This window comes from Caballeronia sp. ATUFL_F1_KS4A, from assembly GCF_023630905.1.
Classification (GTDB): Bacteria; Pseudomonadota; Gammaproteobacteria; order Burkholderiales; family Burkholderiaceae; genus Caballeronia; species Caballeronia zhejiangensis.
Genome location: NZ_JALQEB010000030.1, coordinates 145,714 through 165,510 on the forward strand (window position 1 = coordinate 145,714; position 19,797 = coordinate 165,510).

21 protein-coding genes are annotated in these 19,797 nt (G+C 62.5%); 7 read left to right on the forward strand and 14 right to left on the reverse strand.

The genetic code is table 11. From position 1 onward, the window contains the following. Positions 1 to 97: 97 nt before the first annotated feature. A complete protein-coding gene (gene mobB / locus NCS03_RS18310; RefSeq protein WP_008353068.1) occupies positions 98 to 622 on the forward strand; it encodes a molybdopterin-guanine dinucleotide biosynthesis protein B in 525 nt (174 codons plus the stop codon). Here the strand turns inward: mobB and NCS03_RS18315 are convergent. The 4 genes from NCS03_RS18315 to NCS03_RS18330 form a co-directional block, all read right to left on the reverse strand. After that, positions 619 to 819, reverse strand: coding sequence for a DUF2783 domain-containing protein (locus tag NCS03_RS18315; protein WP_033537076.1), 201 nt, complete (start codon positions 817 to 819; stop codon positions 619 to 621). The genes mobB and NCS03_RS18315 overlap by 4 nt on opposite strands. 8 nt (positions 820 to 827) lie before the next feature. Next, a complete protein-coding gene (locus tag NCS03_RS18320) occupies positions 828 to 2,507 on the reverse strand; it encodes an FAD-dependent oxidoreductase (protein ID WP_250529536.1) in 1,680 nt (559 codons plus the stop codon). 288 nt (positions 2,508 to 2,795) lie between these two features. Beyond that, positions 2,796 to 3,578, reverse strand: coding sequence for an IclR family transcriptional regulator (locus NCS03_RS18325; protein ID WP_008353065.1), 783 nt, complete (start codon positions 3,576 to 3,578; stop codon positions 2,796 to 2,798). 61 nt (positions 3,579 to 3,639) lie between these two features. Next, positions 3,640 to 4,149 carry a cupin domain-containing protein gene (locus NCS03_RS18330; RefSeq protein WP_008353063.1) on the reverse strand — a complete coding sequence of 170 codons (510 nt, stop codon included), beginning with the start codon at positions 4,147 to 4,149 and terminating at the stop codon, positions 3,640 to 3,642. Between the two features lie 88 nt (positions 4,150 to 4,237). On the opposite strand from NCS03_RS18330, the gene NCS03_RS18335 reads away from it, so the two are divergent. Together NCS03_RS18335 and NCS03_RS18340 are read left to right on the forward strand one after the other, a co-directional pair. Continuing rightward, positions 4,238 to 4,969, forward strand: coding sequence for an ABC transporter substrate-binding protein (locus NCS03_RS18335; protein ID WP_250503052.1), 732 nt, complete (start codon positions 4,238 to 4,240; stop codon positions 4,967 to 4,969). A gap of 14 nt (positions 4,970 to 4,983) precedes the next feature. After that, positions 4,984 to 5,406: a GNAT family N-acetyltransferase gene (locus tag NCS03_RS18340; protein WP_008353060.1), complete on the forward strand. Its 423-nt coding sequence runs from the start codon at positions 4,984 to 4,986 to the stop codon at positions 5,404 to 5,406. Between the two features lie 50 nt (positions 5,407 to 5,456). On the opposite strand, the gene NCS03_RS18345 is transcribed toward NCS03_RS18340, so the two are convergent. After that, on the reverse strand, positions 5,457 to 6,146 hold the full coding sequence (locus tag NCS03_RS18345) for a DJ-1/PfpI family protein (protein ID WP_250456847.1): 690 nt from the start codon (positions 6,144 to 6,146) through the stop codon (positions 5,457 to 5,459). Between the two features lie 120 nt (positions 6,147 to 6,266). Between NCS03_RS18345 and NCS03_RS18350 the strand changes: the two genes are divergently transcribed. Both NCS03_RS18350 and NCS03_RS18355 read left to right on the forward strand, forming a co-directional pair. After that, on the forward strand, positions 6,267 to 7,253 hold the full coding sequence (locus tag NCS03_RS18350) for a GlxA family transcriptional regulator (RefSeq protein ID WP_008353055.1): 987 nt from the start codon (positions 6,267 to 6,269) through the stop codon (positions 7,251 to 7,253). Between the two features lie 176 nt (positions 7,254 to 7,429). Beyond that, positions 7,430 to 10,351 carry a bifunctional diguanylate cyclase/phosphodiesterase gene (locus tag NCS03_RS18355; protein ID WP_250529537.1) on the forward strand — a complete coding sequence of 974 codons (2,922 nt, stop codon included), beginning with the start codon at positions 7,430 to 7,432 and terminating at the stop codon, positions 10,349 to 10,351. Positions 10,352 to 10,360: 9 nt separating this feature from the next. Here the strand turns inward: NCS03_RS18355 and NCS03_RS18360 are convergent, their stop codons facing one another. Continuing rightward, positions 10,361 to 10,597 carry a hypothetical protein gene (locus tag NCS03_RS18360; RefSeq protein ID WP_250529538.1) on the reverse strand — a complete coding sequence of 79 codons (237 nt, stop codon included), beginning with the start codon at positions 10,595 to 10,597 and terminating at the stop codon, positions 10,361 to 10,363. Between the two features lie 121 nt (positions 10,598 to 10,718). On the opposite strand from NCS03_RS18360, the gene NCS03_RS18365 reads away from it, so the two are divergent. Together NCS03_RS18365 and pqqA are read left to right on the forward strand one after the other, a co-directional pair. Then, on the forward strand, positions 10,719 to 10,952 hold the full coding sequence (locus NCS03_RS18365; RefSeq protein WP_008353051.1) for a DUF2795 domain-containing protein: 234 nt from the start codon (positions 10,719 to 10,721) through the stop codon (positions 10,950 to 10,952). Between the two features lie 468 nt (positions 10,953 to 11,420). After that, positions 11,421 to 11,495, forward strand: coding sequence for a pyrroloquinoline quinone precursor peptide PqqA (gene pqqA, locus NCS03_RS18370; protein ID WP_008353049.1), 75 nt, complete (start codon positions 11,421 to 11,423; stop codon positions 11,493 to 11,495). A 64-nt stretch (positions 11,496 to 11,559) separates the two neighbouring features. Here pqqA and NCS03_RS18375 read toward each other — a convergent pair whose 3' ends face one another. From NCS03_RS18375 to eutB, 8 genes are all read right to left on the reverse strand, one after another. Next, positions 11,560 to 11,793, reverse strand: a complete 234-nt coding sequence (locus NCS03_RS18375; protein ID WP_008353048.1) for a hypothetical protein — start codon at positions 11,791 to 11,793, stop codon at positions 11,560 to 11,562. Positions 11,794 to 11,922: 129 nt separating this feature from the next. After that, positions 11,923 to 13,341, reverse strand: a complete 1,419-nt coding sequence (locus NCS03_RS18380) for an aspartate aminotransferase family protein (RefSeq protein WP_008353047.1) — start codon at positions 13,339 to 13,341, stop codon at positions 11,923 to 11,925. A 47-nt stretch (positions 13,342 to 13,388) separates the two neighbouring features. Then, positions 13,389 to 14,867, reverse strand: coding sequence for an NAD-dependent succinate-semialdehyde dehydrogenase (locus NCS03_RS18385; RefSeq protein WP_250529539.1), 1,479 nt, complete (start codon positions 14,865 to 14,867; stop codon positions 13,389 to 13,391). Between the two features lie 195 nt (positions 14,868 to 15,062). Continuing rightward, positions 15,063 to 15,542, reverse strand: a complete 480-nt coding sequence (locus tag NCS03_RS18390; protein ID WP_175979575.1) for an Lrp/AsnC family transcriptional regulator — start codon at positions 15,540 to 15,542, stop codon at positions 15,063 to 15,065. Positions 15,543 to 15,546: 4 nt separating this feature from the next. Then, a complete protein-coding gene (doeB, locus tag NCS03_RS18395) occupies positions 15,547 to 16,569 on the reverse strand; it encodes a N(2)-acetyl-L-2,4-diaminobutanoate deacetylase DoeB (RefSeq protein WP_250529540.1) in 1,023 nt (340 codons plus the stop codon). Positions 16,570 to 16,573: 4 nt separating this feature from the next. Beyond that, the gene (gene doeA, locus NCS03_RS18400; protein ID WP_250435952.1) at positions 16,574 to 17,800 is read right to left on the reverse strand and encodes an ectoine hydrolase DoeA; all 1,227 of its coding nucleotides are present in this window, start codon (positions 17,798 to 17,800) and stop codon (positions 16,574 to 16,576) included. Between the two features lie 11 nt (positions 17,801 to 17,811). Continuing rightward, positions 17,812 to 18,816, reverse strand: a complete 1,005-nt coding sequence (locus tag NCS03_RS18405) for a cyclodeaminase (protein WP_250529541.1) — start codon at positions 18,814 to 18,816, stop codon at positions 17,812 to 17,814. A gap of 4 nt (positions 18,817 to 18,820) precedes the next feature. After that, a complete protein-coding gene (gene eutB / locus NCS03_RS18410; RefSeq protein ID WP_250529542.1) occupies positions 18,821 to 19,786 on the reverse strand; it encodes a hydroxyectoine utilization dehydratase EutB in 966 nt (321 codons plus the stop codon). Between the last annotated feature and the right edge of the window lie 11 nt (positions 19,787 to 19,797).

The following is a 19,797-nucleotide window of genomic DNA, read 5'->3' on the forward strand; positions in this document are numbered from 1 at the left end:
CCGACGATAGCGCGATTTCTCCCCGCTCGCCATCGAGCCGTTAAACTCGCTTGATCGAAACCAGAACAATCAGCCGACCATTCGCATGAACTCGCGCATGAACTCGCGTCATCCGCCGCTCTTCGGCATCTCGGGCCGCTCGGGCCAAGGCAAGACCACGTTGATCGAAGCGCTTCTGCCGTGGCTGCGCGCACGCGGCGTCACCGTCAACGTCATCAAGCACAGTCATCATTCGATCGAGCTCGAACCGCCCGGCAAGGACAGCGCGCGCTTTCGTCGCGCGGGCGCGGGAGAAGTGTTGATCGCATCGCCGTACCGCTATGCGATCGTGCGCGAGTTGAATGGCGACGCAGAGCCGCCGCTGAGTGAACTGGCCGCGCGACTCAGTGACGCAGACCTCGTGATCGTCGAAGGATTCGCGCGCGAAACAATGCCGCGCCTCGAAGTCGTGCGGCCCTCGGCGGGCCGCGATCCGCTTTACAAGAGCGATGTAGAGATAGTTGCAATCGCAACCGATGATGCCGCCGCCCTCGATTCAAACTTGCCGAAGCTCGATCTGAACGACATCGCGAGCATCGGCGCGTTCATTTGCGAGCGCATGGGCATCGCGCTGAACGACTAGTTCGCGGCGAGGCCCTGACGCGCCATCGCGAGCGCTTCTTTCAACACTTCGTTATCGCCGATGTGATTCGCGAGCAGCAACACGAGCTTTGCGTTGAGCATGTGGCTGGCTTCGTCGGAGAGGCCGTTGTGCGTGTCGATGAGGCGCTCGTAGAACGCATCGTGATCGGCGATATTCAGTTCGAGATTGAGCTTCATACGATTCATCATCCGTTGCAGGTTGCACGCTTGACCGCAGCCGTCACCGATGCGGCATCGAAGGCACGCCAGCGCGCGCATACGTGCTGATCGGGGCGCAGCAGATAGAACGTGCCGGGACGCGCGTCGAAGCGATGCGCGACCATGCCTTCCACATCTTCCACGACCGTCACGCCGGGCACGGTACACATCATGCCTCGAGGCACGACGACGAGCGCATGAACCGGAAGCCGCCCGTTCGACAAAGCAGCCAGGCTTTGCGCGCAGACTTCCGGGCCGTGTCCGAGCCCGCAGAAATAGATGCCCGTGAATGCGCTGCCGTGCGTCTGCGGCAACAGCCATGCGTCGCGGTCATCGACGCGCACGGGCGCATCGACGCACGGCGCGCCGGGAATCATCGCGCAATTGAAGGCGTCGCCTTCCTTGTCGGGCGTATTGAGTGTCGAGTCGCGCAGCACCGCGGGCACCGAGAGCCGTCCACTGTTCGCCATGCGTCTTGCGAACGCGCAGTCCCTCGCGAGATTGAGCGTCGCATCGCGAAAGAGCCTCGAAACGGCGCTCTTCGGCGTGATGAAGTCGGTGGCGCGCGTCGAGTTGAGGATGTTTTCGTCGGCGGCGTATTCGCGCTCGGATGCGTAGGTGTCGAGCAGCGTATGCGGCGCATCGCCGTTCACGACCAGCTTCAGTTTCCAAGCGAGATTGTCCGCATCCTGCACGCCGCTGTTCGCTCCGCGCGCACCGAACGGCGACACGCCATGCGCGGAATCGCCCGCGAAGATGATGCGTCCGTGCCTGAAGTCGTCCATACGCAAACAGGAGAACGTGTAGACGCTCACCCATTCGAGTTCGAATTCGGCGTCTTCGCCAAGCAACGCCTTCACGCGCGGAATCACACGCTCGGGCTCTTTTTCCGCGACCGGGTCCGCGTCCCAGCCGAGCTGAAAATCGATGCGCCATACATTGTCCGGCTGACGATGCAGCAGCACCGACTGATTGCGATGGAACGGCGGATCGAACCAGAACCAGCGTTCGGTCGGGAACGGCGCCTTCATCTTCACGTCGGCGATCAGGAAGCGGTCCTTGAACGTGCGGCCGTGGCTGTCCAGACCGAGAAGCTTGCGCATCGCGCTGCGAGAACCATCGGCGGCCACCACGTAGCGCGCCTTGACCGGATACGCGCCATCCGGCGTTTCGACTTGCAGTTCGACGTAATCCTCGTGCTGCGTCACGCCGGTCACGTTGCTCTTCCAGCGCAGTTGCAATGGCTCCAGTTGCATCGCGCGTTCGGCGAGAAAGCCTTCGACGTAGTACTGCTGCAGGTTGATGAACGCGGGTCGCGAATGGCCGGTTTCCGGCAGAAGATTGAACGTGTAGACAAGCTCATCCTGCAGAAATACCTTGCCGACATTCCAGCTCACGCCCTTCTCGATCATCCTGTCGCCGCACCCCAGGCGATCGAAGATTTCCAGCGTGCGCTTGGCGAAGCAGATCGCGCGCGAGCCGCTCGACACGGTGTCGTCGTTATCGAGCAGCACGGTACGCACGCCCTGCTGCGCGAGATCGATGGCCGAGGCCAGTCCGACCGGACCTGCGCCGACTATCGCAACGGGATAAGGCGACGACGCGGGCGCATCGTGATCGGGCGCGCGTTCATAGTCGAAGCGCAGAGAGGCGTAGTTCACGGACATTCGGTCGTCTCCATCGTCGAGTCGCTTTCGTCTGACAGGACTGGGTCGGCTCGGGCGCGAATCGCTTCGCTTTCGGTTAGTTGTTCATCATTGTACAAGCCGTTTTACAGTGTTGAATTTAGGTTTACCCGAATGCCACGGACGAGCGCTTGCATCCGCTTACGGTTTCTTCAAGGTACGCCCGTTCACGGGAATGCGGCGTGCAAACGCAGCAAAGCCCATATGGACTTCAGAGGATGAAAAGTGAATGCCGGGGCACTGGCGCCCCGTTTGATCGCGCGACTTCGATCAGACCGCGACGAAGCCGAGCATCTTCGATACGCGCTGCGCGCACGCGTGCAGCGCCGTCGCGATGTCGCCGTTCCACGCGCCGTCGAACGATCCGCTCGGACCGATCGCCGTGATCGCGAGCACGATATTGCGCGTGTGATCGAAGACCGGCGCGCTCATCGCGCTGATGCCCGCGACGGGCTCGTCGATCGCCCGCGCGATGCCGTGCTCGCGCACTTCGGCGAGCATCGCGTCGGTTTGCGCACGCGTGTAGTCGCGCCGTTGCGCGCCGACCTGCAACGCGCCCGCACGCTCGATGGCGACGAGCGCATCGACGGTCATCGGCGGCAGATAAGCCGCGAATGCGCGGCCCGTCGCCGTCTGCAGCAACGACATCACCGTGCCCGTACGCATCGTGACGTGGATGGGCACGCTCGCCTGCTGGATGTGAACGATGGTCGGTCCATAGCTGCCCGCAGTCGCGAGCGCGACGGTATGCTCGATGCGGGGCGTCACGTTCGCTACTTCCGCAATCGCGAGGCGCACCGGATCGACGCGCTGCAGACTGATCAGACCCATTTGCAGCGCGAACGGCCCGAGTTCATAGCGGCCCGTCGCGGGATCCTGCTGAATCAGGCCGAGATTGCCGTAAGACACGAGATAAGGATGCGCCTTCGCCGACGGCATGCCGGCTTTCTTCGCGAGATCGCCGAGCAGCATCGGGCCGCCGTGGTCCACGAGCGCGCGCAAAAGCGCTCCGCCTACTTCGATCGATTGAATCCCGCGGCGCACTGCGCTCATGCCTGACCTTGTGTTGTTGTCCACGATGCGCGCGATGATAACCGCACTCGCGTGCGTACCGTCATACTTCGGGGTTCAGGCGCTGTATCAATTCGCGATGTTGCGGATAGCGCGCCTCCAGCGTGCCCGGCACGGCCAGTTCGAACTCGCTGAACTCGAAACCCGGCGCCACCGTGCAGCCGACGAGCGATACGCCTTCTCTATCGTGACATTCCGCCGCGAACCAGTCGCCCGCTTCGACGACGGTCTGAAACACGGCATCGGCACGATCGAGCGCATTGCCGAGCCGATGCGTGACTAGCGTTCCGTTCGCTTTGAGCACATGCACGTCGATCGGATCGCCTGCGTAGAAGTGCCAGACTTCATCGGAGCGAATGCGATGCCATGCCGAATGCGCGCCATCGCAAAGCAAAAAGTAGATCGCGGTGGACGCCGAACGCGTTTCGCGTTCGTCCTCGCGCACGACGTTGCCGCTCGCGCGATACGTCTCGCGAAAGAAGCCGCCTTCGGGATGCGGCTCGAGCTTCAGACGCCGAATGATTTCGCTGCTGTCGATGCGTTCGCGTTGCATGTCGTTCCTTTGGCAGAGCGGTTGCGGTTCGCGTATTCTGCATCGGATTGCTCGTATCGCCATGCTCTTCAACTCATCGCCCAACACCATGACTCTTTCTTCTTCCTTGCTCAACGCTTTCGCGCCGACCGGCACGCTGCGCGCGTCGATCAATCTCGGCAATCCGATCCTCGCGCATCGCACCGACAGCGGCGAGCCGGGCGGCGTATCGGTGGACATCGCGCGCGAGCTGGCGTCGCGGCTCGGCGTGCCTGTCGCCTTCACGTCGTTCGACCGGGCCGCCGAATCGGTCGAAGCCGTCACGAACGAAAGCGCGGACGTCGGCTTCTTCGCGATCGATCCGCTGCGCGGTGCGGGCATCGCGTTCACCGCGCCGTACGTGCTGATCGAAGGCTGTTATCTCGTGCGCGAGGCATCGCCGCTCACGCGCAATGAAGATGTGGATCGCGAAGGCAATCGCATCATGGTCGGCAAGGGCAGCGCGTATGACCTCTTTCTCACGCGCGAGATCAGGCATGCGCAGATCGTACGCACGGCGTCGTCGCAGGCCGTCGTCGAAGCCTTCCTGCGTGACGGCCTCGAAGTCGCCGCGGGCGTGAAGCAGCAACTCGAAGCCGACGCGTCACGCACGCCCGGACTGCGCCTGCTCGACGGACGCTTCATGGTGATCCAGCAGGCGATGGGCTTGCCGAAGCGCCGCGGCGACGAAGCCGCGCTTTATCTGCGCGACTTCGTGGAGGATGTGAAGCGCTCGGGCTTCGTCGCCGCTGCGCTTGCACGGCACGGTATCAAGGGGGCATCGGTTGCCCCGGCAGCGTAATCGCTCACGCGTCGATGAACGCCGGCGTCACGCTCGCCATCACCGACTGGATCGACGCGACGTTCGAGCGCGACGTCGCGGGCGGGCTTGCCGCGTTCAATCGCGCGCAACTCGGGCCGAGCCATCAACGCGATCTGGCGGTGTCGCTCTATCGCGATGACGACTTTCTGGGCGGGCTCGCAGGCTACACGGCGTGGGACTGGCTCTTCGTGAAATGGCTGTGGATACGCGAGGACGCGCGCGGCGCCGGACTCGGCGCACGCGCGCTCGAAGCCGCCGAAAGCGAAGCGAAAAAACGAGGATGCCGCGCCGCGTGGCTCGATACGGTCAACCCCGCAGCGCGCGCCCTCTACGCGCGCTGTGGTTACGAGCTTTTCGGCGAACTCGCGGATTTTCACGCCGGTCAGCCGCGCTACTTCATGCAAAAGCGCTTCTAGTCATTTGGCGTTTTGCATTTCGGATGCATTAGACCAAAGCGCATTTTGAATTAAACATGCGATTTCAGCCGTTCCGCGACACGCGCCGTGATCGCACTGCGCGCGGCCAGCGACGGCGCGCAACGCTCGCGCACATCGTTCGCGACCGCGGCGGGCGCGCGCGCCGGATCGCCCGAGTCGAACGGCGGCGCCGGCGCGTATTCCATCTGCAATTGAATCGCCTGCGCTTCGTGCTCGCCGACGAGTTCGGCCGCGAGCGTCAGCGCGAAATCGATGCCCGCCGTGATGCCGCCGCCCGTGAACAGGTTGCCGTCGCGCACGACGCGCTCGTGCACCGGAATCGCGCCCAAATCCGGGAGCAGATCGTGATACGCCCAGTGCGTCGTCGCACGCTTGCCGCGCAAAAGCCCCGCCGCGCCGAGCACGAGCGAGCCGGTGCAAACCGAGGTCACGTAGCGCGCGCCCGCCGCCTGTTCGCGGAGGAAGGCGAGCGTTTCCTCGTCTTCCATCAGATCGCCGACGCCTGAACCGCCCGGCACGCACAGCACATCGAGCGCGGGGCAATCCGCGTAGGTCACGTCGGGCGTCAGGATCATGCCGGCGCTCGACCGGACGGGCTCGCGCGTCTTCCAGACGAGATGCACCTTCGTGTCGGCCATGTGCGCGAACACGTCGTAGGGGCCGGTCATGTCGAGTTGCTGCACGCGAGGAAACAGCAACAGGCCGATATGTAGCGTCATCGTTTTCTCCTTGATCGAGCGTGTTTTTCGTGTGGACGAACCGATGCTACGCCGCTACGCTATGGCGAATTCGACACATAACCCACGTTTTACGCCAACTTGTCTTTCGTGGAAAACGCCATGCGAACCATCGACGTGCTCGCCTTCCCCAACGTGCAGTTGCTCGACGTCGCGGGCCCGTTGCAGGTGTTCGCGTCCGCCAACGACCTGGCGGTCGCGGCGGGCTTGCAGCGGCCGTATCAGCCGCGCGTGGTTGCGCGGGGCGGCACGGTGAACGCGTCGGCGGGACTGGGGCTCGTCGGCGAGGCATTGCCCGATGCGAGCGAAGCGTGCGACACGCTGATCGTCGCGGGCGGCTGGGGCGTGCACGAAGCGGTGCACGACCGTGAACTGGTCGATTGGGTGCGCGCGCGTTCGGCGCACGCGCGGCGCACGGCGTCCGTTTGCACGGGCGCGTTTCTGCTTGCCGCCGCCGGCCTTCTCGACGAACGCCGCGCCGTGACGCACTGGACGCGCTGCGGGGAACTCGCCACGCGCTTCCCGGCGATCCACGTCGAGCCCGATCCGATCTTCATCCGCGACGGCGACGTATGGACATCCGCGGGCGTCACGGCGGGCATCGACCTGTCGCTTGCGCTCGTCGAAGACGATCTCGGCCGCGCGCTCGCGCTCGACGTCGCGCGCCATCTCGTCGTGTTCCTCAAGCGCCCCGGCGGGCAGGCGCAGTTCAGCGCGGCGCTGTCGTTGCAGAAGTCGGGCGAACGTTTCGGCGAGCTGCATGCGTGGATCGCTGAAAATCTCGCGGCGGATCTTTCGGTCGGCGTGCTTGCCGCGCGTGTCGGCATGAGCGAGCGCAGCTTCGTGCGCCATTACCGCGCGCAAACCGGCATGACGCCCGCGCGCTCGATCGAACGCATGCGCCTCGAAGCCGCGCGCCGCCTGCTCGGCGATACGGCGCTTCCCGTAAAGCGCATCGCCGCGCGCTGCGGATTCGGCACCGAGGAAACGATGCGGCGCGGTTTTCTGCGTTCGCTGGGCGTGTCGCCGCAGGCGTATCGCGAGAGATTTACCGGGCACGATCGCGTCGAAACCGCGCATCCGGCATGAATGCCCGTATGCATTGCGGCACGAGCGGCTTTTTTTGAACCGCATGCTCAAGGCTGTATGCTCCGTGCCGTTACCCATATAGAGCCTTTGCTTGTTACGCGCGCCCGGAGCAGCGTGCGAGCGCAGTCGCTGAACGAGACCCGCCCGACGTGGCGGCAATATGGCCTGGAGCGCCGATGAGTGTGTTTCCCGCGTACGACGCGCAGGTTGCCCGCGCAACCGCGGTCGAGCCTGCAACCGTGGCGGCGACCGATGAAAAGGTTTTCGCGAGCGTGGCGTCATCGATCGACGCATTGCTGCGCGAGGCCGCCGCGATGGGCTGCCCGCAGCAATGGGCGTGGTATCGCGCGGGCGAGCAGTTGCATCTCGAGCGGCGCGGCGATGCAGCGCTTCCCGATGCGCAGGAATGGCCGCATGGCATCGCCGAGGAACGCCTGACGGAGGTGTGCATCGATAACGGCTGGCACTGCTGGCCGACCGGACGCGGCGAGAGCGTGCTCGGCTGGCTGCTCGCGCCGGTCACGCATCGCGACGACGCGCATCTCGCCGAACTCGCGCGCACGCTCGGCGAGCGCGTGCAGGCCGATGCCCTCGCACGCGCGCAACTCACGCAGCGCGTGCTTTATGAAATCGCCTATCTGGCGAGTTCCGTGCCCGAGCGCGCCGATTTTCTGCGCGGCGTGCATGAACGGCTCGGCACGCTCATCGACGCGGAGAACTTCTATCTCGCACTCTACGATCGCAAGACGGGCAAGATCACGTATCCGTATTATGTCGACGTCATCGATACCGACGTCGTCGCGGCCGAAAACTACGACATCCTGAATCCGGAACGTCTTTCGATGACGGGTCGCGTGCTCACGAGCGCGCAGCCACTTTTCATCACCGCCGCGGATATTTGCGCGGCGGAGCGCGCGGGCCATTTCTATTGCATCGGCGACCGCCCCGAGTTCTGGATGGGCGCGCCGCTCAAGAATGCGAGCGACGAAGTATTCGGCATGCTCGCGATGCAGGTCTATGACGTATCGCGCATTTATACCGTCGAGGACCGCGCGCTCTTTCTGGTCGTCGCACGACATGTGGCGATGGCGCTCGACCGCATCCTGCATCGCGCCGATCTCGAAGAGCAGGTCGCGCACCGCACGTCCGAACTGTCGAAGCTCAACGCGGCGCTGCGTCACGGCATCGCCGAGCGCGAACGATCCGAGCATCTGCAAGCTGCGCTCTACCAGATCGCAGAATTGTCGAGCCGTCCGGGCGACATGATGGAGTTCTTGCGCAGCCTGCATGGGATCGTCGGCGAATTGCTTTACGCGCGCAATTTTTATATCGCACTCATCGAACCGGAAACGGACGAAGTGTCGTTCCCGTATTACGTCGATGAAATCGTGCAGGAGCGCCCCGCGCCGCGACGCGGACAACGCGGCCTCACCGAATATGTGATCCGCGAGCGGCGCGCGCGGCTGATCGATCATGCGGAGGCGCTGCGTCTCATCGAAGAAGGCGCGTTCGAGATCGAGCATAGCGAAGTGCGTCTGCGATCGTGGCTCGGCATTCCGCTCTTCGATGGCGATGTCGTGCGCGGCGTGCTCGCCGTGCAAAGCTATTCGCCGCTCGTGCGCTATTCGCTGCGCGATCAGGAACTGCTCACCTTCGTGTCGCGGCATATCGATACGGCGCTTTCGCGTCGGCGCGATGCCGAAGCGCTGCATGCCGCGAACCTCGAACTCGAAGCGCGGGTCCAGGCGCGCACGCGCGAACTCGACGATGTCAACGCACGCCTGCTTTATGAGAACTCGCACGATTCATTGACGGGCTTGCCGAATCGAAGCCATCTGATGCACAAGCTGCGCTGCGCATGGCAGGACTATCAGACGCGCGGCGACCAACTCTCGGTGATGTTCATCGACCTCGACCGATTCAAGGTCGTGAACGACAGCCTCGGCCATCACTTTGGCGACATGCTGCTGGTTCAGGCCGCGGCGCGCTTGCGCGATTGCCTGCGTTCGACGGATCTGCTCGCGCGCCTCGGTGGGGACGAATTCGCCGTGCTCTCCCCGGATGCACACGTTCGCGATGCGGTATCGATCGCCAAGCGTATTCTGGCCGCGTTCGATCTGCCCTTTCACATCGAAGAGCATGTCGTGTTTTCGTCGTGCAGCATTGGCATCGTGAGCGCGGACAGCCAGTTCCATACCGAGCCCGCCGACCTGTTGCGCGACGCCGATACCGCGATGTATCGCGTGAAAAATGCGGGACGCGACAGCTTCGTCGTGTTCAATCAGGAACTGCGACGTCAGGTGTCGGACCAGGTGGAACGTGAGGGCGCATTGCGCAATGCGATCAAGCGCGATGACGAACTGCTGCCTTATTTCCAGCCTATCGTCGACGTAAAGAGCGGTGAGATCGTCGCGCTCGAAGCGTTGATCCGCTGGCATCAACCCGATGGCCATATCGTCGGGCCGGGTGAATTTCTTCCTTCGGTCGAAGGCTTGAGGCTCATCGGCAGACTCGATCTATACATGCTCGAACGCGTTGCCGCGATTCTCTCGAATGCGCGCTTCGCGCACTGGCCGCCGGTGCATGTGAACTGCTCCAGCTATAGCATGACGCGCCCCGAATTCCCGGATGACGTTCTGGCGCTATTGCGTCGCTATCGCGTCTCGCCGTCGCGCGTGTGCCTCGAGCTTACCGAAGGCGCGCTCGTAGCCGAGCCCGATCTCGCGCGGCGCACCATGCAGCGACTGGCCGACAACGGCATGTCTGTCGTGCTCGACGATTTCGGCGCGGGTTTTTCGTCGCTCAGTTATGTGCATCAATACCAGTTCACCGGCCTCAAGATCGACAAGTCGTTCATTCTCGAACTGACCGAAAGCCCGCGCAGCCGTGCGATCGTGCGCGCGATCGTGCGCATGGCGGAATCGCTCGATCTGACGCTCGTCGCGGAAGGCGTCGAAGATGCGGCGACGCTCGCCGTGTTGCGCGACATGGGCGCGGCGCAGGCGCAGGGCTATTTCTTCGACAAGCCGCTGCCGCTCGACGCGCTCACACGCACCGCGCTCGCTCCGCGCGCGACGACGGCAAGCGCGGCACTGTAGCCGCGTGCATCAAGGCATGCCGCCCAGCGACGGTGAAATGATGCTGCCCGGCTCGCCCTTCGGCGCACCGCTCTCATCGGCCACGGCGCGTGTCGACACCGGCGCGTGGTTCTTCGCGCAGATCTCGACCGAGTCGCTGCCGAGGCATTGCTGAAAGCCATCGGCAGTTACCTTGGTGTCGAAGCTATAGATGATCTCGCCGACCTTGACTTCGGTGTCGGAGATGCGGTCTGCTGCAATAGCCATGTTATGTCTCGCCTCGATTTCGGTTGGAACGTATCGACAATTCAGCATCAAGCGATCCCGGTGACGGGTACGCGCGTTGCTGAATCGTCAGGGTTATCGTCGAATCGAAAAGGAGGCGGAAATGGCACAGCATCCCGCGCATTCGCAGAATCACCGGCATCCGGATGAGCCGCGCCCGGAAGAAATCGCGCGCGTGCTGAAGGGCGCCGACTATCCGATGGGCAAGGAAAAACTTCTGACGCTCGCGAAAAGCAATGGCGCGGACGGCGAGGTCTTGGCCGTGCTCAACAAAATGACCGATCGCAATTTCGACAGCGAAGATGCGGTGCTGCGCGAAGCCACGCGCGTCGAGTAATAGCGACATAACTTTCGCTTATTCCGCAATGCGGCATTCATTCCTGCCGCCCCACGCTTTCGATCTTTCCGCAAGGCACGTATTTGACGAGGAAAATGTAATGGCCGAAAAACCCGCAGCTCCCGATACGCACGACAAGCCGCGTGCGCCCGGAGGCAATAATCTGAGCAATATCGACCCTGCTGAAGCAGACCGGGTCATCCCTCGGCCGGGAGAGGCAATGGAACCCGACCCGGTCCATGATCCTGACAAGATCGGCACGACACCTGACGATTCGGGCAATCGCCCGAGACCGCTATAAAAAATTTAAATGAACGCCGGTGCAATTTCCAATCGTGTCATACCTGTTCTCGCGCTAGCATCTAAAGTGCGTCGATTTGGGATGCGCGGCTTTGCACGGCGCCTGCAGCAGAAGAACCGCGCAATGGCCCGGCATCCGTCTGGCCAATCATTGCACAAGGAGGCTCTATGAAGTGGGAAACCCCGAGTTTCACGGATATGCGCTTCGGCTTTGAAATCACGATGTATATCGCGACGCGCTGATCGGAAATGACAAAACGGCCACCTGAGTGGCCGTTTTGTTTTATGGGCGCGTCGAATCGATGCGTCAATCTTTGCCCGGCGTCCTGGATTGTTCGTTCGCGGGATCGGGAAGATCTGCGTTCTGTGCGTCAAGCCCGCCCTTTCCTGCAATTTCCGGCTCATTGCCCGATCCATAAGGCACTTCCGCCGTCTGATGCGGATGCTGATCGAGCCGACGGTTCTCCGGTTCGATCTCCGCTGCATTCGGGTGAGGCGCGGAATGCGGTTGCTGATGGCGTTTCTCTTCGCTCTCGCTCATCGTGAATCTCCTTTCGATGGGGCACCGAAGATTACTCAGCAACGCACGTTCCTTCAGACTCGCAAAAAGGGCCCGCAATGCTTCGCGAGCCTCTGCCAACACAACTACCCATACCGCTACTCAAGAGAATCAGATCGCTTGCGTAGCGAGTGCCGAGCCGATAACTTCGTTCGCCACCGCATCCACGGCCTGCTTCACGATGCCGACGATTTCGTCCGCTTCTTCACGCGTCGTGACGAGCGGCGGCGCGAAGCCGAGGATATCGCCATGCGGCATGGCGCGCGCGATCACGCCGCGTTCGAGTGCTGCCGCCGATACCTTCGGGCCGACCTTCAGCGCGGCGTCGAACGGCGTGCGCGCGTCCTTGTCGGCCATGAATTCGAGCGCCGCGAGCATGCCCGCGCCGCGCACTTCGCCGACGAGCGGATGCGAATCGAAAGCCGTGTGCAATTGCTGCTGGAAATACGCGCCGACATCGGCGGCATTCTGCGTCAGGTTTTCGCGCTCGAGAATATCGAGGTTCGCGATAGCAGCAGCCGCGCAAATGGGATGCCCCGAATACGTCCAGCCGTGTCCCATCGGACCATGTTCCCGCGAGCCCTTCTCGATCACGTCCCACACCTTCTCGCCGACGATCACGCCCGACAGCGGCGCATAGGCGCTCGTCAGGCCCTTCGCGACCGTGATGAGATCGGGCTTGATGCCGAAGTGCTGCGCGCCCATTTTCGAGCCGAGACGGCCGAAGCCGCACACGACTTCATCGGAGATCAGAAGAATGTCGTGCTTCCGCAGAACATCCTGGATAGCTTCCCAATAACCTTGCGGCGGCGCGATGATACCGCCCGTGCCCATGACCGGTTCGGCGATGAATGCAGCGATCGTATCCGCGCCTTCTTTCGCAATCAGCTTTTCGAGTTCATCGACGCAATACGCGGTGAATTGCGCTTCGCTCATGCCGGCGGGCGCCTTGCGATACCAGTGCGGACAAACCGTGTGCTTCACGCGGTCGATCGGCAGATCGAAGTTCTGATGAAAGCTCGGCAGGCCCGTGAGACTGCCCGTCACGATGCCCGAACCGTGATAACCGCGCTCGCGCGAGATGATCTTCTTCTTGTTCGGACGGCCGAGAACATTGTTGTAATACCAGACGATCTTGATCTGCGTTTCGTTCGCATCCGATCCCGACATGCCGTAATACACCTTCTTCATGCCCTCGGGCGACCAGTCGATGATGCGCGACGACAGCTCGATGATCGTATCGGTCGAGTGACCGACATACGTGTGGTAATACGCGAGCTTCTTCGCCTGCTCATAGATTGCGTCGGCTACTTCGGTGCGGCCATAGCCGATGTTCACGCAATAGAGGCCCGCGAATGCGTCGATATAACTTTTACCTTGATGATCCTGAATGCGGATGCCCTTCGCGCCCGTGACGATCTTGCCGGGCAGCGCGCCGCTCGCGTGATCGTGTGCATGCGTGGACGGATGCATGAAGTGCGCGCGGTCTTCGGCGAACAGTTGCTCGAGCGATTGATTCTGCTGGGTCATGTGCTTCTCCTTGATATGCGGTACTGCGTGTCTCTGAGGATAGGTCTTCAGGCCGCGCTCGTGAGCGGCAGGCCGAGATTGCCGAGGCAAAAGTATTTCGTTTCGACGAAGGGCTCGAAGCCTTCCGCGCCGCCTTCGCGTCCGAGGCCCGATGCCTTCATGCCGCCGAACGGAATCGGCGCGCCGGTGAACTTCACGCCGTTGACCGACACCATCGCGAAATCGAGTCGGCGCACGAGCTGGAAGATCGTGTCGATGCGCGTCGCACAGACGTAGGCGGCGAGGCCGTATTCGGTGTCGTTGGCGCGCGTCACGGCTTCGTCGAGCGTATCGAACGGCGAGATCGCGGAGATCGGCGCGAAGTTCTCTTCGTCGTAGATACGCATGCCCGGTCTGGCATCGGCGACGACGGTCGGTTCATAAAACCAGCCACCGAGCGCATGAGCTTTGCCGCCGACGGTGATGCGCGCGCCTTGCGCCTTTGCATCCTCGACACGAGCGACGGTCGCATCGAATGCGGCCTGATGCATGAGCGGACCGACATCGACATTTGCTTCGAAGGCCGTCCCTACTTTCAGCGCTTTCACCGCTTCCGTGTAGCGTTCGACGAACCGTTCATAAAGCGGACGCGCGACGAGAATGCGGTTCGCAGCGCAGCAATCCTGCCCCGAGGTTTGAAACTTCGCGCCCACTGCAACGCGCACGGCCTGTTCCAGGTCCGCGTCTTCCGTCACGATGAAAGGCGCGTTGCCGCCCAGTTCCAATGCGAGCTTCTTGATGCCCGCCTGCGCTGCCGTCTTCGCAACGAGACCGCCGACGCGCGTCGACCCCGTGAAGCTCACGGCGCGCACGCGCGTATCGCTGACGAGCGTTTCCATCGCCATTTGTGGCTCGCCGATGACGACGTTGAACACGCCCGCCGGAAAGCCTGCTTCTTCGGCGAGTTGTGCGAGTGCGATAGCGGAGAACGGCGTTTCGTGCGCGGGCTTCACGACGACGGTGCAGCCCGCGGCAATCGCGGCGGCGGCCTTGCGCGTGATCATCGCGACGGGGAAATTCCACGGCGTGATCAATGCCGCGACGCCGACCGGTTCCATCACGGTGCCGAGATGCGCGCCATCGATATGCGTCGGAATGGTGCGGCCCGCCAGGCGTTTCGCTTCGTTCGCGAACCATTCGACGAAGCTCGCCGCATAGGCGATTTCGCCTTTGGATTCCGCGAGCGGCTTGCCTTGCTCGAGCGACAAAATGCCGGCAAGGTCCGATTGATGACGCATGATGAGTTCATGCCAGCGCAGGAGCAGCGCACTGCGCTTTTGCTGCGGCATCCAGCGCCATGACTGGAATGCGCGATCGGCGGCATCGATCGTCGCGACGATTTGCGCCTGATCGAGCATCGGGACATGGCCGATGACGTTCTGATCGGCGGGATTGGTTACTGCAATCGATGCGGCGCTGTCGCTGTGAATCCAGCGGCCGTCGACATAACAGAGGGATTTGAATAGAACGGGATGGCCCAGCAGCATGTTCGTCTCCTTGCTCAAAGCGTGCTTGATTTGCATGGTTCGATGGGTCCACTTTAAGGGCGTTGCCGCGATGGAGTTTTTTGTTATTGCCCTCGGGCGGTTGGTGTTTTTTCTGTTTTTTCTGTGCTTCTTTTTGCGTTTTTTTTGGGCTTCCCCGAGCCGACGCAAATACGGGATCCGGCAACCAAAAAATAACTAAACCACATCGTCAACCCAATCCGGCGGCCCTTCCGTACTATTCTTCACGACTTTCGTAACGATATAAGTGAAGTACCGCTCGATACCCAACTCTTCGACGAGCAAAGAATCGATGAACCGCTGATAGTGATCGATATCCCGCGACACGACGTGCAGCACGTAATCCACGCCGCCGCCGGTGGCATAACACTGCACGATCTCGGAAGCCGCCGCGATGCGCTCCTCGAAGCGCCGCATATCTTGCGCGGTATGACGCGAAAGCGTCACCTCAACGACAATACGGCTGCCCTTGAAAGCAGCCGTCCAGTCGATATCCGCGCGATAGCCCTTGATAAGCCCGCTGTCTTCGAGTTTCTTCACACGCTCCCACGCGGGCGAGATCGACAAATTGACCTCTTCCGCAAGGCGCGATTTCGTTATGCGGCCATCCCGCGCAAGAATGCGCAGAATGGCCAGATCGTAGCGGTCGAGCTTGATCAACTTACACGCTCACGGCAATGTTGCGTTCGACGATATCCGCGACCACGGCCACGGTGTCGCCCATCTGCACGAGGCCCGGAAAATGCCGCGCCGCAAGCAGTCCGTCACGCTTCGCGCAATATTCAACCGGCGTCGCGCCCGTGCGCGTAACGTCATACACGCGCGCAAGCACATCGCCCGCTCTCACCATGTCGCCGAGATCGCGGCACATTTCGAGCAGGCCCGTATGCTCGCTCGTCGTGTAGCAGGAACCATCCGGCATGTCGAGCAATGTCGTCGTGCGCGCTTCGCCGCGAACCACCTCCTTCTCGATGATGCCCGCATACGCGAGAAAGCCGTACACGCCGCGCTCCGCCACCGCGACGCTCTTCGCCGTCGACGAACCGCCACCGCCCAGTTCCGTCGAGACGAACACCTTGCCCGCTTCCTCGGCCGCGCTGTCATACAGACCGATGCTGTCGAGTTCGAGCATCCGCATCGAATACGGCGCCCCGAATGCGCGCATCGCGGCTTCGCAACGCGACTGCTGCGTCCCGTCGTTCAATACATGAATGGCCGCAAACGGCAGAAAATCGAGCGTGCGGCCGCCCGCGTGGATATCGAGCACGTAATCGGCGAGCGGCAACAGATGACGCTGAAAGTAATCCGCGATCTTTTCCGTCACCGTGCCGTCGGGCTTGCCCGGAAAGCTGCGATTCAGATTGCCCGCGTCGATCGGCGAAGTGCGCGAACCCGCGCGAAACGCCGGATAGTTCATGAACGGCACGATGATCACGCGGCCGTTCACGTCGCTTGCCTTCAACGTCGATGCGAGCTTCGCCAGCGCGATCGGCCCTTCGTATTCGTCGCCGTGATTGCCGCCCGTGAGCAGCGCGGTCGGTCCGTCGCCGCGCTTGATCACGGTGACGGGAATCATCACGGCGCCCCACGCGGAATCGTTGCGCGAATACGGCAGCTTCAGAAAGCCGTGCTGTTCGCCCTCTGCATCGAAGTCGACGGTCGGGCTGATCGGTGACGCGCGCATCGTGCTACTCCTTCACGAACAATTTGCGAGGCGTGTTGCAGAAAGTCTCGACGCCGGTGTCCGTAATCAGGATGCTCTCCGTGATTTCTAGGCCCCAGTCGTCGAGCCACAGCCCCGGCATGAAGTGGAACGTCATGCCGGGTTCGAGGACGGTCTGGTCCCCAGGACGCAGGCTCATCGTGCGCTCGCCCCAGTCCGGCGGATAGCTCGCGCCGATCGGATAACCGCAACGGCTATCCTTCTCGATGCCGAACTTGCGCAACACCGCGAAGAATGCATTGGCGATGTCCTCGGTCTTGTTGCCCGGCTTCGCCATCGCGAGACCCGCCTCGATGCCTTCGACGACCGCCTTCTCGCCTTCGATGAAATGCTGCGGCGGGCGGCCGAGATACACCGTGCGAGAGAGCGGGCAGTGATAGCGCTTGAAGCATCCGGCGATTTCGAAGAACGTGCCCGCATTCGCCGTGAACGTCGAGTCGTCCCATGTGAGATGCGGCGCGGCGGCGTCGGAACCCGTCGGCAATAGCGGCACGATCGCGGGATAGTCGCCGCCATAACCTTCGACGCCCGTGATGCCCGCTTCGTAAATCTGCGCGACGAGATCGCTCTTCTTCATGCCCGGCTCGACCGTGTCGAGAATGCGCGCATGCATCTTCTCGACGATGCGCGCCGCGACGCGCATGTACTCGATCTCGCGCTTCGACTTCACTGCGCGCTGCCAGTTGACGAGCGCGGTCGCATCGACGAACTTCGCGTTCGGCAGATGCTGCGTCAGCGACGCATACGCCTTCGCGCTGAAGTAATAGTTGTCCATCTCCACGCCGATGCGCAACGTGTCCCAGCCACGCGCGGCAATTACTTCGGATGACAGATAATCCATCGGATGGCGCACCTGCGACTGCACATAGTGATCCGGGTAGCCGACGATATCGTCGTGCGACATGAACACCGTGCGCTTCGCGCCGTTCGCGTCCTGGCCACGGCCGTACCAGACCGGATCGCCGTGCATCGCGAGCAGCACGCATTGATGCACGTAGAACGACCAGCCGTCGTAACCGGTGAGCCACGCCATGTTGGTCGGGTCGGTCACGATCATCAGATCGATGCCCGCTTTCTCCATCGCGCGCCGTGTCTTCGCGATCCGCGCGTCGTACTCGCTGCGTTCGAACGGCAGGCGTACCACGGGCGCCCCTCGTTCATCCAGCTTCTTCTGTTGCGTGATTTCGGACATCGTCCCCTCTATCAAGCGGTCACATCGTTGTGGAAAATGGTTCCTGCCTGTGCCGCGCGCGCTCGCTGAATGGCGAGCGTCGCGATCGCGGTGTCTTGCGCGCCGGTGCCGGTCAGATCGCACACGGTGATCTCGTCATCGCTCATACGGCCTTGAGCCTGTTGCGCGATGACTTCGCCAAGCTCGGCAAAAGATGCATCAGCATCCGTCACGCCCGCTTCGATCGCATGATGCAGCTCGCCGAGCACGCGCACTTGCTGAAGGCGGTCGCACACATAGCGCGCTTTGGCGAACACGTCCGGAGCGATTTCATTCTTGTGCTCCGCATCCGATCCCATCGCGGTGATATGCAAGCCCGGATGCAGATCGCGTGCGTGTATCAGTGGCTCGCGGCTCGGCGTCGTCGTGATGGCGATATCGGCGTGCTTCAACGCCTGGTTCACGCTGTCGGCGACATCGCATGGCAAGTCTTCGCAGTCACGCGCGAACTGCTGCGCGCTCTTCGGATCGCGCGCCCATATGGTCACATGCCCGATGTCGCGCACTAGCCGCAACGCCTTCAATTGCAGACGCGCCTGCTCGCCCGCGCCGATAATCGCGACGCGCTTCGCATCCTTGCGCGCGAGCCAGCGCGATGCAACCGCGCCCGCCGCAGCGGTACGCACGGCGGTGAGATAACCGTTGTCGAGCAACACGGCTTCCGTAAGACCGGTGCGCGCGGACAGCACGAGCATCAGGCCATTGAGGCTCGGAAGTCCGAGCGACGGATTGTTGAAGAAGCCAGGGCTCACCTTGATCGCGAAGCTCGGAAAGCGCGGCAAATAAGCGGTTTTCACGTCGACTTCGCCGGCGTGCTCGGGAATGTCGAGACGCAGGATCGGCGGCATTGCGACGGCTTCGGTCGCGAGCGACTTGAACGCGGCTTCGACTTGCTCGATCGCGTCGAGGTCAAGCGGCACGAGCTTGCGCAATTGCGCCTGCCCGAGCAGCACGGTGGAGGTATCGATGTTGGACATGGGTTCAGGCCGCTCCGATGAGTCGACGATGCGTTGCGATATCGATGTTGCTGCCGCTCACGACGATGACGATCGGTCCGTTCGCGGCTCCAATCGCGCCGTCGAGCAAAGCCGCGATGCCGACCGCCGCCGCCCCTTCTACAACGAGCCGCTCTTCGCGATACGCGTGCACGATGCCGCGCGCGATCGACACTTCATCGAGCAGCACGACATCGTCGATGAGATCGCGCGTCATCGCGAACGTATGTCTGTTATCGAGGCCGATGCCGCCGCCGAGCGAATCGGCGAGTGTTTCGAGTTCATCGACGAACACCGGCTTGCCTGCCGCGAGACTCGCATGCATCGCAGCGCCGCGTTCCATCGACACGCCGATCATCTTCACGTCGGCACGAATGCTTTTCGCCGCGAACGCGACGCCGCTGAATAAGCCGCCGCCCGACAAGGGCACGACGATGCTCGCCGCATCGGGCAGCGCTTCGAGAATTTCAAGGCCGATGGTGGCTTGCCCCGCGATCACGCGTTCGTCGTCGAAGGGCGGCACGAATGCATAGCCTTCTTGGCGCACGAGACGTTGCGCTTCGACCTGTGCATCGTCCTGACTCTTGCCGACGATGACGACACGCGCGCCGAGCGCGGCCACCGCATCGACCTTGTTCTTCGGCACGAGCGACGACATGCACACTGCAGCTTCGATGCCGAGCGCGCGTGCCGCGTGTGCAACCGCGCGGCCATGATTGCCCGTCGATGCGGTGACGACACGCTTGCAGCCTTGCTCCGCGATCTGTGCGAGCGCATTGGTCGCGCCGCGCAGTTTGAAGCTGCCCGTAGGTTGCAGCGTTTCGAGCTTTAGATGAACGGGCACGCCCGCGGTGCGCGAGAGCGACAGCGAATGAACCAGCGGCGTGACGAGCGCGCGGCCTTCGATGCGCTGGCGGGCGCGGTAGACATCGGCGAGCGTGAGTGCGGACATGTGCGGCTGAA

Coding starts and splice junctions, on each gene's coding strand:
- NCS03_RS18380 (WP_008353047.1), bottom strand. CDS start 13,341: ATGACCCAGCAGAATCAATCGCTCGAGCAACTGTTCGCCGAAGACCGC.
- NCS03_RS18405 (WP_250529541.1), bottom strand. CDS start 18,816: ATGTCCAACATCGATACCTCCACCGTGCTGCTCGGGCAGGCGCAATTG.
- NCS03_RS18360 (WP_250529538.1), bottom strand. CDS start 10,597: ATGGCTATTGCAGCAGACCGCATCTCCGACACCGAAGTCAAGGTCGGC.
- NCS03_RS18355 (WP_250529537.1), top strand. CDS start 7,430: ATGAGTGTGTTTCCCGCGTACGACGCGCAGGTTGCCCGCGCAACCGCG.
- NCS03_RS18330 (WP_008353063.1), bottom strand. CDS start 4,149: ATGCAACGCGAACGCATCGACAGCAGCGAAATCATTCGGCGTCTGAAG.
- NCS03_RS18365 (WP_008353051.1), top strand. CDS start 10,719: ATGGCACAGCATCCCGCGCATTCGCAGAATCACCGGCATCCGGATGAG.
- NCS03_RS18315 (WP_033537076.1), bottom strand. CDS start 819: ATGAAGCTCAATCTCGAACTGAATATCGCCGATCACGATGCGTTCTAC.
- mobB (WP_008353068.1), top strand. CDS start 98: ATGAACTCGCGTCATCCGCCGCTCTTCGGCATCTCGGGCCGCTCGGGC.
- NCS03_RS18375 (WP_008353048.1), bottom strand. CDS start 11,793: ATGAGCGAGAGCGAAGAGAAACGCCATCAGCAACCGCATTCCGCGCCT.
- doeA (WP_250435952.1), bottom strand. CDS start 17,800: ATGTCCGAAATCACGCAACAGAAGAAGCTGGATGAACGAGGGGCGCCC.
- NCS03_RS18325 (WP_008353065.1), bottom strand. CDS start 3,578: ATGAGCGCAGTGCGCCGCGGGATTCAATCGATCGAAGTAGGCGGAGCG.
- doeB (WP_250529540.1), bottom strand. CDS start 16,569: ATGCGCGCGTCACCGATCAGCCCGACCGTCGACTTCGATGCAGAGGGC.
- NCS03_RS18340 (WP_008353060.1), top strand. CDS start 4,984: ATGAACGCCGGCGTCACGCTCGCCATCACCGACTGGATCGACGCGACG.
- NCS03_RS18320 (WP_250529536.1), bottom strand. CDS start 2,507: ATGTCCGTGAACTACGCCTCTCTGCGCTTCGACTATGAACGCGCGCCC.
- NCS03_RS18385 (WP_250529539.1), bottom strand. CDS start 14,867: ATGCTGCTGGGCCATCCCGTTCTATTCAAATCCCTCTGTTATGTCGAC.
- NCS03_RS18350 (WP_008353055.1), top strand. CDS start 6,267: ATGCGAACCATCGACGTGCTCGCCTTCCCCAACGTGCAGTTGCTCGAC.
- NCS03_RS18345 (WP_250456847.1), bottom strand. CDS start 6,146: ATGACGCTACATATCGGCCTGTTGCTGTTTCCTCGCGTGCAGCAACTC.
- eutB (WP_250529542.1), bottom strand. CDS start 19,786: ATGTCCGCACTCACGCTCGCCGATGTCTACCGCGCCCGCCAGCGCATC.
- NCS03_RS18335 (WP_250503052.1), top strand. CDS start 4,238: ATGACTCTTTCTTCTTCCTTGCTCAACGCTTTCGCGCCGACCGGCACG.